Annotated in this window: 14 protein-coding genes; 10 read left to right on the forward strand and 4 right to left on the reverse strand. The window is 71.2% G+C overall.

Annotated elements, in window-relative coordinates; translation table 11 throughout:
* Positions 1 to 23 precede the first annotated feature (23 nt).
* The 4 genes from AB0J93_RS04610 (at position 24) to AB0J93_RS04625 (ending at position 3,338) form a co-directional block, all read left to right on the forward strand.
* Complete coding sequence (locus AB0J93_RS04610) at positions 24 to 530, forward strand: DUF402 domain-containing protein (protein WP_363918136.1); 507 nt, start codon at positions 24 to 26, stop codon at positions 528 to 530.
* A 106-nt stretch (positions 531 to 636) separates the two neighbouring features.
* Entirely contained in the window at positions 637 to 1,569 is a 933-nt protein-coding gene (locus AB0J93_RS04615; protein ID WP_363918138.1) for a PPK2 family polyphosphate kinase, read from the forward strand.
* Positions 1,570 to 1,702: 133 nt separating this feature from the next.
* Complete coding sequence (locus AB0J93_RS04620; RefSeq protein ID WP_093403380.1) at positions 1,703 to 2,329, forward strand: DUF47 family protein; 627 nt, start codon at positions 1,703 to 1,705, stop codon at positions 2,327 to 2,329.
* Between the two features lie 4 nt (positions 2,330 to 2,333).
* The gene (locus AB0J93_RS04625; RefSeq protein WP_363918140.1) at positions 2,334 to 3,338 is read left to right on the forward strand and encodes an inorganic phosphate transporter; all 1,005 of its coding nucleotides are present in this window, start codon (positions 2,334 to 2,336) and stop codon (positions 3,336 to 3,338) included.
* Between the two features lie 50 nt (positions 3,339 to 3,388).
* On the opposite strand, the gene AB0J93_RS04630 is transcribed toward AB0J93_RS04625, so the two are convergent.
* Positions 3,389 to 4,357, reverse strand: coding sequence for a Gfo/Idh/MocA family oxidoreductase (locus AB0J93_RS04630; protein WP_363918142.1), 969 nt, complete (start codon positions 4,355 to 4,357; stop codon positions 3,389 to 3,391).
* A gap of 69 nt (positions 4,358 to 4,426) precedes the next feature.
* On the opposite strand from AB0J93_RS04630, the gene AB0J93_RS04635 reads away from it, so the two are divergent.
* Positions 4,427 to 5,257: an NUDIX hydrolase gene (locus AB0J93_RS04635; RefSeq protein ID WP_363918144.1), complete on the forward strand. Its 831-nt coding sequence runs from the start codon at positions 4,427 to 4,429 to the stop codon at positions 5,255 to 5,257.
* Positions 5,258 to 5,267: 10 nt separating this feature from the next.
* Here the strand turns inward: AB0J93_RS04635 and mshD are convergent, their stop codons facing one another.
* From mshD to AB0J93_RS04650, 3 genes are all read right to left on the reverse strand, one after another.
* Positions 5,268 to 6,194: a mycothiol synthase gene (gene mshD, locus AB0J93_RS04640; protein ID WP_363918146.1), complete on the reverse strand. Its 927-nt coding sequence runs from the start codon at positions 6,192 to 6,194 to the stop codon at positions 5,268 to 5,270.
* 57 nt (positions 6,195 to 6,251) lie between these two features.
* Positions 6,252 to 7,109, reverse strand: a complete 858-nt coding sequence (locus AB0J93_RS04645) for a polysaccharide deacetylase family protein (protein ID WP_363918558.1) — start codon at positions 7,107 to 7,109, stop codon at positions 6,252 to 6,254.
* A gap of 87 nt (positions 7,110 to 7,196) precedes the next feature.
* Positions 7,197 to 7,940, reverse strand: coding sequence for a response regulator transcription factor (locus tag AB0J93_RS04650; RefSeq protein ID WP_363918560.1), 744 nt, complete (start codon positions 7,938 to 7,940; stop codon positions 7,197 to 7,199).
* Positions 7,941 to 8,188: 248 nt separating this feature from the next.
* Between AB0J93_RS04650 and AB0J93_RS04655 the strand changes: the two genes are divergently transcribed.
* The 5 genes from AB0J93_RS04655 (at position 8,189) to AB0J93_RS04675 (ending at position 11,660) form a co-directional block, all read left to right on the forward strand.
* Complete coding sequence (locus AB0J93_RS04655) at positions 8,189 to 9,220, forward strand: hypothetical protein (protein WP_363918148.1); 1,032 nt, start codon at positions 8,189 to 8,191, stop codon at positions 9,218 to 9,220.
* Positions 9,221 to 9,327: 107 nt separating this feature from the next.
* Entirely contained in the window at positions 9,328 to 10,113 is a 786-nt protein-coding gene (locus AB0J93_RS04660) for a DUF2993 domain-containing protein (RefSeq protein WP_363918150.1), read from the forward strand.
* Between the two features lie 72 nt (positions 10,114 to 10,185).
* Positions 10,186 to 10,263 (forward strand): Ms5788A family Cys-rich leader peptide, encoded by a 78-nt coding sequence (locus tag AB0J93_RS04665; RefSeq protein WP_311202345.1) that lies wholly within the window; start codon positions 10,186 to 10,188, stop codon positions 10,261 to 10,263.
* Positions 10,264 to 10,474: 211 nt separating this feature from the next.
* The gene (locus AB0J93_RS04670; protein ID WP_363918152.1) at positions 10,475 to 11,323 is read left to right on the forward strand and encodes a sulfurtransferase; all 849 of its coding nucleotides are present in this window, start codon (positions 10,475 to 10,477) and stop codon (positions 11,321 to 11,323) included.
* Between the two features lies 1 nt (position 11,324).
* On the forward strand, positions 11,325 to 11,660 hold the full coding sequence (locus AB0J93_RS04675; RefSeq protein WP_357584044.1) for a DUF1416 domain-containing protein: 336 nt from the start codon (positions 11,325 to 11,327) through the stop codon (positions 11,658 to 11,660).
* Positions 11,661 to 11,877 lie beyond the last annotated feature (217 nt).

Consider the following 11,877-nt stretch of genomic DNA (forward strand, 5'->3'; position numbering starts at 1 on the left):
CGGAATCGGCTAGGGTGCGACTCATGCCGAGCGACGTGATCCGTGTGATCTACCGCAAGTTCGACGGCAGCGCCCACCGCGACTACCCGGCCCGTCGGTTGGCCGAGGACGACCTCGGCGTCTGGCTCGGCGTGTCGGCCGGCACCAGCTCGGTCTACCACGGCCGGCCGTCCGTCGAGCAGATTCCGTTCGTGCTGCTGGTGCCCCACCACGCCTGGTGGACGGGCATGTTCAACCCACCGCCGCGCACCAGCGAGGTCTACTGCGACATCGCCAGCCCGGCCCGCTGGGAGGGCGAGGACACCGTGCATCTGGTCGACCTCGACCTGGACGTGGTCCGGCGTCGCGAGACCGGCCTGGTCGAGCTGCGCGACGAGGACGAGTTCGCCGAGCACCGGGCCCGCTACGGGTATCCCGACGACCTGGTGGTGGAGGCCGAGGCGGCGGCGCGCTGGCTGTTCGGCGCGCTCGGCGACGGCACCGAGCCGTTCGCCACCTCGTACCGCAAGTGGCTGGCCCTGGTGGTCTGACCGCTGCCTGCTCCGGCGGGCGGACCGTCGCCCGCATCGGCTCCCAGCCCAGGGCACGACCCGACTCCGTCGCGCGGACCGGCGGCGGGCGGGTGATGATGCTCCGATGGTGGACGACGGTGTTTTCGAGGTGGTGGCGCCGAACGGTGGCGCGGTACGCGACCTGCTCCGGGCGCGGCCCGGTGGACCGGTGGACCTCGCGGGGATAGATCCCCGCTCGACTCCGGGGTTGCCCGGCCCCGAGGTGACCGGGCCGGACCGCAAGGCGTGGGCCCGCCGGCAGCTCGCCCGGCTGGGTGCGGGGCTGGCCGGGCAACAGGAGATGCTGTTCGCCGACGCGAAGGCCGACCCGGGCGTCGGCCGGCGGGTGCTGCTGGTGCTCCAGGCGATGGACTGCGGTGGCAAGGACGGCACGATCAAACGGGTGGTCGGGGCGATGAATCCGCTCGGCGTGCACATCCGGGCGTTCGGCCCGCCGACCGCCGAGGAGCTGCGGCACCACTTCCTGTGGCGGATCCGCCGGGCCCTGCCGCCCCCCGGCAACCTGGGGGTTTTCAACCGCTCGCACTACGAGGACGTGCTGGTGCCCCGGGTTCAGGAACGGGCTCCGGAGGACGTCTGGCGGCCCCGGTACGCGGAGATCGACGAGTTCGAGCGGGAGTTGACCGACGGCGGGGTGATCGTGGTGAAGGTCTTCCTGCACATCTCCAACGCCGAACAGGCGAGCCGGCTGCTGGCCCGCCTGGACGATCCGACCAAGCACTGGAAGTACCACCCGTCCGACGTCGACGCCCGGGCCCGGTGGGACGACTACCAGGCCGCGTACGCCGAGGTGCTCGCCAGGTGCGGTACGGACCGGGTGCCGTGGTACGTGGTGCCGGCGGATCGCAAGTGGTACCGGGACTGGGCGGTGGCGCACCTGCTGCGTGAGACGTTCGACACTCTTGATCTGGGGTATCCGTCAGCCGACTTCGACATCGAGCGGGAACGGGAGCGGCTGCTGGGAACCACGGGGCCGGTGAAGGTGAACGGAAGTTGAACGAGCGGTGAATGCAATCTGGCCAAGGGTGGGCCGAAAAATCGCCGATCTGACGGTTCCCTAGCATTCCCCTCAGCAGGGCGCCGGAGCGGCGGCCGCCACCCCTTCCACCCGACACGACGAGGTCCGTGCTGTGAGGTTTTCCTTCCGCCCCAACGAGGGCGCTTTCTACGAGCTCTTCACCAGGGCCGCGCAGAATCTGGTCCGGGGTACCGAGCTGCTCAACGAGCTGGCCCTGCCCGATGTCGAGGTGCAGTCGGTGAGCGAGCGGCTCACCGAGGTGGAGCACGACAGCGACCAGATCACCCATGATCTGTACAAGAAGATCAACTCCACCTTCGTCACCCCCTTCGACCGGGAGGACATCTACCGGCTCGGCTCTCTGCTCGACGACGTGATGGACCACCTGGAGGCGGTGGGCAACCTGCTCTACCTCTACGGGCTGACCAAGCTGCCGTCGTTGCCACGGGAGATGCACGAGCTGGTGCACGTGCTCGACCAGCAGGCGAAGCTGACCGCCGACGCGATGCCCCGACTGAAGTCGATGAAGGATCTTGAGGACTACTGGATCGAGATCAACCGGCTGGAGAACGACGGCGACCAGGCCTACCGGATGCTGCTGGTGCGCCTCTTCTCCGGGGAGTACGACGCGTTGACCGTGCTGAAGATGAAGGAGGTCGCCGACGAGCTGGAGGCCGCCTGCGACGCCTTCGAGCACGTCGCCAACACGGTCGAGACCATCGCGGTCAAGGAGTCCTGATCCTGTGAGTCCCGAGCTCATCGCCGTACTGGCGGTGATCGGGGTGGCCCTGGTGTTCGACTACACCAACGGCTTCCACGACGCCGCCAACGCGATCGCGACAAGCATCTCCACCCGGGCGCTGACACCCCGGGTCGCCCTGGCCATGGCTGCGGTCGGCAACTTCATCGGCGCCCATTTCGGCGCCGAGGTCGCCAAGACCGTCGGCAGCGGCCTGGTCGAGCTGCCCACCGGCGTCTCCAGCCTCGGCATCGTCTTCGCCGGGGTGATCGGCGCGATCACCTGGAACATCATCACCTGGTACTTCGGTCTGCCCTCGTCGTCCTCGCACGCCCTGATCGGTGGCCTGGTCGGCTCGACCGTCGCCGCCTCCGGCACCGTGCTCTGGACCGGCATCGGCGAGAGCGTGATCATCCCGATGATCCTGTCGCCGATGGTCGGCTTCATCCTCGGCTACATCGTGATGATCGCGGTGCAGTGGGTCTTCCGGAACGGGCATCCGGGCAAGCTCAACCGCGGTTTCCGCTGGGCCCAGACCGTCTCGGCGGCGGCCATGTCGGTCGGCCACGGCATGCAGGACGCCGCCAAGACCATCGGCATCGTGGTGCTCGCCCTCTTCGTCGGTGGCTTCCAGGACGACGCCACCTACATCCCGGAGTGGGCGTTCTGGACCTCGGCGGCGGTGCTGGCGGCCGGCACCTACGCCGGTGGCTGGCGGATCATCCGGACCCTGGGCCGGAAGATCATCGACCTGCGCCCGCCGGAGGGTTTCGCGGCCGAGACCGTGGCCAGTGGTGTGCTCTACTTCAACGCCCTGGTGCTCGGTGCCCCGATCTCGACCACGCACACGATCACCTCGGCGATCATGGGCGTCGGTGCCACCAAGCGGCTCTCCGCCGTGCGGTGGGGCGTGGCCGGCAACATCATCGGAGCCTGGATCCTGACCTTCCCGGCCGCCGGCTCGATCGGTGCGCTGATGTACTTCCTGGTCCGTCCGGTCTTCAGCTGAGCTGTGTCGACGGGCCCCTGGGACGTCCCAGGGGCCCGTCGACCGGCCGTTCAGATGTAGGAGACGCCGATCTGGGCGCGGATGTCGTCCAGCAGGCCCATGATCTCCAGGGTGGCCGAGTGCGGTACCAACGGGCTCTCGGTCAGCCCCTCGGCCAGGCACCGCTGCACCTCGATGGCCTCGTGCTGGTAGCCCGAGCCGACCAGCTCCTCGGTGATCGTCTCCGGCTCCGTGTCGGCCCGGTACAGGGTGAACCCGTCGGGCCGGAAGAACGGCTCGGGCAGATCGATCCGCCCGGTGCTGCCGGTGATCGAGGCGGTGAGCCCGGTGGCTCCCACCATGCCGCAGCTCAACGTGGCCACGGCACCGGAGTCGTAGCCGAAGACCAGGCCGGTGTTCTCGTCCGTGCCCTCCGGACCCAGCTTCGCCCAGGACCGTACGTGCTGCGGCGTGCCGAGCAGCAGGTGGGCCAGGCTGATCGGGTAGACACCGAGATCCAGCAGGGCGCCGCCGCCCAGCGCCCGGGCGCGCATCCGGTGTTCGGGCGGGAAGGGGCCGGCGACGCCGAAGTCGGCCCGGACCCCGGTCAACGTGCCGATCGCGCCGTCGGCGATCAGCTGGCAGACCCGCTGGATGAGCGGGTTGCACCGCATCCACATCGCCTCCATGAGGAAGACCCCGGCGGCGCGGGCGGTGTCGATGAGTTCGGTGCTGGTGGCCAGGTCGAGGGTGAACGGCTTCTCCACCAGCACCGGCCGGCCGGCGGTGAGGCAGGTCAGGGCCGCCTCGTGGTGGGCGGCGTGCGGCGTGGCGACGTAGATCACGTCGACGTCGGCGTCTGCGGCCAGTTCCGCCCAGGAGCCGTACGCCCGTGGTGCGCCGTGCCGTTCCGCGAAGCGTTCCGCGGTCTCGGCGGTGCGGGAACCGACCGCGACAAGCTCGGCCCCCGGCACCAGCCGGAGATCCTCGGCGAAGCGGGCGGCGATGTGGCCGGTGGCCAGGATGCCCCAACGAGTCATGGCGCGACGCTACCGAAGATCAGCAGAGGGCTGTACTGGGCATCCACGGGTCGGGACTAGTCTCGGCGCATGACGATCGACCGTGGCTTCCCGGCGCCGCCCGCGCTGGTGGAGCACGCCCGCCGGTTCCGGGCCTCCGGTGCGGTACCGGCGGTGCCCAGGGTGGCCGCCACCGTGCTGTTGCTCCGCCCGGCCGACGACGGCTTCGAGGTCTACCTGATCCGCCGGGTCGCGGCGATGACGTTCGGTGGCATGTACGCCTTTCCGGGTGGTGGCGTGGATCCCTCGGACTCCACGACGCACCTGGACTGGGCCGGCCCGACACCGACGGACTGGGGGGTACGCCTCGGGCTGGCCCCGGCCGCGGCGCAGGCGGTGGTCTGCGCGGCGGCCCGCGAGGTCTTCGAGGAGGCGGGGGTGCTGCTCGCCGGGCCGGACGCGACGCGGGTCGTCGGCGACGTCAGCGACGACGCCTGGGAGGCCGCCCGGGCCGACCTGGAACAGCGGCGAACCGGGTTCGCCGACCTGCTCGCCGGGCGCGGGCTCACCCTCCGGTCGGACCTGCTGCTGCCGTGGAGCCGCTGGGTGACCCCGGAATTCGAGCCGCGGCGGTTCGACACGTACTTCTTCGTGGCGCTGTTGCCCGAGGGACAGCGGACCCGCGACGTCTCCGGTGAGGCCGACCACACGCTGTGGATCCGGCCCGTCGAGGCGGGCAGGCGGGCCGCGGCCGGTGCGCTGACCATGCTCCCGCCAACCCTGGTCACCCTCGGCGAGCTGGCCGCCTGCCCCGATCTCGCCGCGGTGGCAGCGGCGGCGGCGGACCGCGACGCGGTCACCCCGATCACGCCCCGGCTCGATCTGTCCGACCCCGACCGGCCCCGGTTCTACCTGCCCTGACCCCGACGGATCAGCCGAGCTGGTAGTTGACGTGGGCGGACCAGCGGGCGAAGCCGAGCCGCTCGTAGAGCGCCACCGCGCCGGTGTTCGACTCGTCGACGTAGAGCATCACCCGGTCCAGCCCGCGTCGGTCGCGCAGGTACGCCAGCCCGGCCGTGGTCAGGGCCCGGCCCAGCCCGCCGCCGTGCGCGGCGGGCTCCACCCCGAGCACGTACACCTCACCGATGCGGGCGGAGCCGGGTCGCTCGTGCACCTTGGTCCAGTGGAAGCCGAGCAGCCGGCCGGTCGCCGACTCGACGGCGAGCAGGAAACCGGCCGGGTCGAACCACGGTTCGGCCAGGCGTACCCGCAGGTCCTCGGCGGTCCACCGGCCCTGCTCCGGATGGTCGGCGAAGGCTCGCGCGTTGAGCGTCAACCAGGCTTCGTCGTCGCTGCCGGGGCGGAATGCGCGCAGCGTGACCCCGTCGGGCAGGCGCGGTTCGGTAAGCGGGGCGACGAGCGGTCGACGCAGCTGCCAGAGCACCCGGGCGCGGTGGAATCCGAGGTCGACCGCGAGGGCAGCGGCCGAGGGGTGGTCGCCGTGCGCCCACGCCCGCAGTGGCCCGGCGGCGTTGGCCAGCACCCCCCGGACCAGCGCCCGTCCGGTGCCCCGCCGCCGGTACGCCGGGTGCACCGTCAGCTCCACGCCGACGCCGCGGTCCGGGTCGGTCGTGTCGAGGTGCGCGTACCCGGTGAGCGTGCCGTCGGCGGAGCGGGCCACCAGGTGGCTCGCCGCAGCGTGCTCGTCGCGCAGGCGGAGCAGCACGTGCTCGTCCATCGGGTCCGCCCCGTCGGCGTCACCGGCCGTGCGGGCGAGCGCCAGCACTTCGGTGATCTCCGCCGGGTCGAGCCGGTCGACGCGGCTGACCTGGTCGATGCCCGACTGGGTGCTGCTCATCGCATCACCGTAACCGCACCCCGGGTACGCCGCCCGGAGGGACGGTTGGTACCCCCGTCACAGACCGCGCGGTGGCAACGCCTGAACTTCGAACCGGCCGGCCAGTTCGGGCAGGATCCGGTACAACGAGTCGACGGTGCCCTGGCGGTCGCCGCCCGCATCGTGCAGCAGGACGATCGAGCCGGGCCGCACCCCGTTGACCACGGAGGCGGCGATCCGGGTCGCGCCCGGCGCCCGCCAGTCGGAGGGGTCCAGGTTCCAGTGCAGCGGTGCCATGCCGAGGTCGCGGGAGACGGAGATGACCGAGTAGGTCCAGGCACCGCCGGGCTGCCGGTACCAGGCGATCGGCGCGTCGGGAACGGCGGCGCGGATCGCCTCGCTGGTCCGCATCAGGTCGGCGCGGATCCACTCGGACGACCGGGCGCCCAGGGCGACGTCATGGTCCCAGCTGTGGTTGCAGAGGGTGTGTCCCTCGGCGACGATCTGCTCGACGAGCCAGGGGTACGCCTGGGCGTTCTTGCCGACCACGCAGAAGGTGGCCGTGACGTGGTATTCCCGCAGGATCGCGAGGACCTGAGGGGTGTAGTCGGGGTGCGGTCCGTCGTCGAAGGTGAGCGCGACAGCGGCGGTGCCGGTGCTCACCCGGGTACCCATCGGGCCGACGGTCGGGTCCTGCTCCTGCTCGTCGGTGCGCTGCGACCCGCTCGGCCCGGCAGCGGGCGTACGGGTGGTGTCGGGCTCGGCGTCGATGGCAGCCGACTGGTCCGCGTACTCGGGGTGGTCGGCACCGGTCGCGGTGACGGCGGTGTCGTTCCGCGACGCGTCCGGTACCAGGCTTCGTCCGAGCAGGTACGCCGATCCGAGGACCGCCGTCACCACGAGCGTGATGATCCCGACGGCCCGCGCCGCCCCCATCTGGTAACCGCCCACCAATGCCCCCCGCTGGTCAACTGGCAGTCACCATAAGACGCACCAGTCGACCAAAAAGGGCATATAGGAAATTTAGCCTTCGACGGTGAGTGCTCGCATCGGCAGCGGCGCGTGCTCGGCGGCCTCCGGCAGGTTCCGCGACGACGGCACCACGAACTTGTAACCCACCTGCCGGACGGTGCCGATCATCGACTCGTACTCGGAGCCGAGCTTGGCTCGCAGGCGACGCACGTGCACGTCGACCGTCCGGGTGCCGCCGAAGTAGTCGTAACCCCACACCTCGCGCAGCAGTTGGTCGCGGGTGAACACCCGCCCCGGGTGCTGGGCGAGGAACTTCAGCAGCTCGAACTCCTTGTAGGTGAGGTCGAGCGGGCGGCCCTTGAGCTTCGCCGCGTAAGTGTCCGGATCGATCATCAGCTCGCCGGCCCGGATGGAACCACCGGCACCGGCGGTCGCGTTGCTCAGCCTGCCGACCGCGAGCCGCAGCCGGGCCTCCACCTCGGCCGGGCCGGCGGAGGCGAGGATGACGTCGTCGACGCCCCAGTCGGCGTTCAGTGCGATCAAGCCGGCCTCGGTGACCACCGCGACCAGCGGTACGCCGAGCCCGGTGGCGTGCAGCATCCGGCAGGTGGCCCGGGCCTCGCTCAACTCGGAGCGGGCGTCGACCAGCACGGCGTCCGGGCTCGGGCCGGCGACCAGGGTGCGGACATCGCGGGGTGCGGTGCGGACCGAGTGCGGCAGCAGGTCCAGTGCCGGTAGCACTGCGGATGGTTCGCCTGCCCGTGCGGTCACCAACAGCAGGATCTCCACGATCACCTCCGTCCCGGCGGCCCAAGACAGGCCGCGCGCGACCAGCGGCACTCCTGCGGGGTGTGGCGCTGGGAACTTCCGTGGGTCCCGGCGTCGCTGACGGGCGGGTTTCGCCGTTGAGCGTAACCGATTGCTCGCGTACGACCCTGGCGCGGTTTCCTCTTTGCCCCATCTGCCCCTGATCGCGGCCCAGGTTTTAACGTCGCGGAAACGCTGGCATCCGCGATGTGAGGTTGGTCTGGCACGATCGGTGGGTGTTTCCCTCCAACTCGCCCGAGACCGGCCGTGACCCGTGGGCCGAGGATCCGTCCGCCCCGGGAGGCTCGGCGCCGCGCACCGGTCCGGCCGTGGAGACCGACGAGCGGCCCTCGCGTGGCCCGCGCCGCCTGCGCCGCGGCGGTTCGGCTCGCCGGGTCGACGACGAGGCGGACGCCGACGACGAGGAGGAGGCGGAACCACCGGTCGAGGTACGCCGGCAGCTCTCCCTCGCCATCGGCGGCTTCGCCGCGCTGCTCGGTCTCGGCCTGGTCGTTGCCGCGCAGACGTCCAGCCCCGGGCACCGGCTGCCCTTCACCCTCGTGGTGCTCGCCGGGCAGGTGCTGTTCGTGCTCGTCTGGACCATGGTCACCCGGCCACCGGCACTGGCGGTCGTCCTCGGGGTCGGCGCGGTGACCGCGGTGGCGGCCGACGTGGTGGCCGTACGGTCGGCCGAGGCCCGGTTGGCCCCGCTGCTCTACATCGCGGTCGGCGGGGTGCTCGCCGCGGTGCTCGGTCAACTGGTCCGACGGGTGGACCGGGTCCGGGTGACCGACTCGCTGCGGACCACCGCCACCACCGTGTTCGGAGTGGTCGCGTTCGCCACGCTCATCGTGCTCAGCCGGATTCCGGCCGGCACCCAGGCGATCGCCGTCTGCCTGACCGCGGCCGGCGTGGCGCTCACCGTCGCCCGGGTGACCGACGCCGTCGCGGCCTGGCCGCGGCTGGCGCCCCAGGTGCCCAGGGGAGCGGCGGGGGTGGTCGGCGGCGCCATGGTCGGCACGCTGATCAGCGCGCTTCTCGGTGGTTACCTGGTCACTCCGTTCACCCCTACCCGGGCCGCGATCATCGGCCTGGTGGCGGCCGTCGTCGCCGTGCTGGCCGACCTCGCCGTCAGCTACGCGGAGGCGGGCCGGCTGATGGCCGGGGAAATGCCGTCGGTCTGGGCCGTACGGCACGTCCAGGGGCCACTCGGTGGTTTCGCGATGGCGGCGCCAGCCGCGTACCTGATGTGCCGGCTGGTGCTCTGACCACCGGCAACGTCGCGGCCGTCCGGCCGCGCGATTGAGAAGTCCGGACCACGGGTACCACCGGTCCACCGCTTGCGGCATCGAGGCACGACGAGACAGGAGGCGGCGTGGAGCAGGAGCAGACGTACGAACGGCGGCCGCGGCGACGTGGACGCAAGGTACTGATCGGGTTCGTCGTCCTGCTGCTCGTGCTCGCCGGACTGATCGCCATCGCCGACCGGGTGGCGGCGAGCGTGGCCGAGCGCACCATCGCCGACGAGGTGCGCCAGCAGGTCGCCGAGCAGGGGGCGCAATCCGCGCCACCCGAGGTCGAGGTGGGCGGTTTCCCGTTCCTCACCCAGGTGCTCGACGGCCGGTACGAGCGCATCTCGATCATCTTGCGGGACGTGCAGGCCTCGGTGCAGGGCGACGCGGTCGCGCTGCCCAGTCTGGACGTCGACGCCCGGAACGTGCGGGCCTCGCTGGACACCCTGCGCACCGGTCAGGGTGAGGTCGTGGCCGAGACGGTAAACGGCACCGGCACCATCAGCTACCAGAGCCTGTCGGCCCTGCTGGACCGGGAGGGGCTGACCCTCGGCGAGCGGGACGGGCAACTCGCCGTCACCGCGCCGGTGGACATCCTCGGCCAGCGGCTGACCGTCACCGGCACCGCCGACATCGTCGTCGGTGAGCAGGGACAGGTGTCGCTGAAGTTCGACGACCTGGACGCCGAAGGGCTGCCGAACGTGCCGTTGGCCCGCATCCTGGTGAACAACTTCGCGCGCAGCATCTCGGTCGACGTGCCGCTGCCGGAGTTGCCGTTCCAGCTCACCGTTCGCGAGGTCCGGCCGCAGCCGCAGGGGCTGACGGTGACCGCGGACGCACGGGACGTGCCGATCAACTCGGTCGGCTGACCACCGGCTCGGCGTCCCGGATGCTGGTCGGCCCGGTAGAGATATCTGGGATCGCTGGTAGGCTCCCTGCTCATGGGGACGCTCCTCACCAAACGGCGCGCGGTCGACCTGTGCCGCGTGGCCACCTGCCTGTGTCGCCCCGTCATCTGACGGCGGGGCTGTCTCGGGCCGCCTAGCGGCCAAGGCACTCAGGGCACGCGTACCTCGTTCCCGGTGCACCCCACCGGACGCCCGGCAGCGGCGCCGTCGCACGAACCCGTGATCCGTTCCGAGCTATGGGTCCCGCGCGTGGTGCGACACCTTCACATTCCACGATCTCCGCGCGCTGGCTCACCATCCATCCTCACCAGGGAGTGATCTGATGAGTCGCGACACCGCACTCGTCTCGGCCGAGTGGGCCGAGAAGAACCTCGACGCCCCGGGCGTCGTCTTCGTCGAAGTCGACGAGGACACCTCGGCCTACGACTCCGGCCACATCGCCGGTGCCATCAAGTTGGACTGGAAGAACGACCTCCAGGACCCGGTCCGCCGGGACTTCGTCAACAAGACCCAGTTCGAGGCGCTGCTGTCCGAGCGGGGCATCAGCAACGACGACACCGTCATCCTCTACGGCGGCAACAACAACTGGTTCGCCGCGTACGCGTACTGGTACTTCAAGCTCTACGGCCACCGCGCCGTCAAGCTGCTCGACGGTGGTCGCAAGAAGTGGGAGCTGGACGCCCGTCCGCTGGTCAACGACACGGTGACCCGCCCGGCCACGCAGTACGTCGCCAGCGAGCCGGACACCAGCATCCGGGCCTTCCGCGACGAGGTGGTCGACGCGATCGGCACCAAGAACCTGGTCGACGTGCGGAGCCCCGACGAGTACGCCGGCCGCCTGCTCGCCCCCGCCCACCTGCCGCAGGAGCAGGCGCAGCGCGGCGGCCACATCCCGACCGCGATCAGCGTGCCGTGGTCGAAGGCGGCCAACGAGGACGGCACCTTCAAGTCCGACGACGCGCTGCGCAAGATCTACGGCGAGGCCGGGCTGGACGACAGCAAGGAGACCATCGCCTACTGCCGCATCGGCGAGCGCTCCTCGCACACCTGGTTCGTGCTCCAGGAACTGCTCGGCCACCGCAACGTGAAGAACTACGACGGATCGTGGACCGAGTACGGCTCGCTGGTCGGTGTGCCGGTGGCGCTCGGCGACGAGCCGGGGGAGGCCTGAGATGACCGCACCGACCGCAGCGAGCACCGCCGCCGGCTGCGCGGCCCCCGATCAGGCCGCCCCGCTGCCTGCCGGCCTCGACCTGGAGCGGGAGACCGTCATCACCGGTGTGGTCCGCTCCGCGGAGGGCGAGGCGGTGCCGGGCGCGTACGTCCGCCTGCTCGACTCGACCGGTGAGTTCACCGCCGAGGTGGTGACCTCGCCGGCCGGTCAGTTCCGCTTCTTCGCCGCGCCGGGTGCCTGGACGTTGCGGGCGCTCTCCCGCCAGGGCAACGGAGACACCACCGTGACCGCCGGTCGCGGCATCAACGAGGTGGCCGTCACCGTCACCGACTGACACGCTCTGATCGGTCCCGTGGCCCGCACTCCTCCCGAGGAGGAATGCGGGCCACGCGCCGTGCACCGACCACCGCGCCGTGCAACTTCGCTGATGTTGCTGCCTCGACCACAGGTCCACAGGCGGATGCAGCAACATCCCCGAAACTGCGGGGCGTCCCTTCGCGGGGCGTCCTTCGCGGGGCGCCCCGGCGGGGGAGCCCCGGGCGGGGCGCCGG

It is taken from the genome of Micromonospora sp. NPDC049374 (assembly GCF_040677165.1).
Taxonomy (GTDB): Bacteria; Actinomycetota; Actinomycetes; order Mycobacteriales; family Micromonosporaceae; genus Micromonospora.

Bases quoted from the DNA above. Each gene is read 5' to 3' on its own strand.
- AB0J93_RS04610 (WP_363918136.1), top strand. From the start codon at position 24: ATGCCGAGCGACGTGATCCGTGTGATCTACCGCAAGTTCGACGGCAGC.
- AB0J93_RS04615 (WP_363918138.1), top strand. From the start codon at position 637: ATGGTGGACGACGGTGTTTTCGAGGTGGTGGCGCCGAACGGTGGCGCG.
- AB0J93_RS04630 (WP_363918142.1), bottom strand. From the start codon at position 4,357: ATGACTCGTTGGGGCATCCTGGCCACCGGCCACATCGCCGCCCGCTTC.
- AB0J93_RS04635 (WP_363918144.1), top strand. From the start codon at position 4,427: ATGACGATCGACCGTGGCTTCCCGGCGCCGCCCGCGCTGGTGGAGCAC.
- mshD (WP_363918146.1), bottom strand. From the start codon at position 6,194: ATGAGCAGCACCCAGTCGGGCATCGACCAGGTCAGCCGCGTCGACCGG.
- AB0J93_RS04645 (WP_363918558.1), bottom strand. From the start codon at position 7,109: ATGGGGGCGGCGCGGGCCGTCGGGATCATCACGCTCGTGGTGACGGCG.
- AB0J93_RS04665 (WP_311202345.1), top strand. From the start codon at position 10,186: ATGGGGACGCTCCTCACCAAACGGCGCGCGGTCGACCTGTGCCGCGTG.
- AB0J93_RS04670 (WP_363918152.1), top strand. From the start codon at position 10,475: ATGAGTCGCGACACCGCACTCGTCTCGGCCGAGTGGGCCGAGAAGAAC.
- AB0J93_RS04675 (WP_357584044.1), top strand. From the start codon at position 11,325: ATGACCGCACCGACCGCAGCGAGCACCGCCGCCGGCTGCGCGGCCCCC.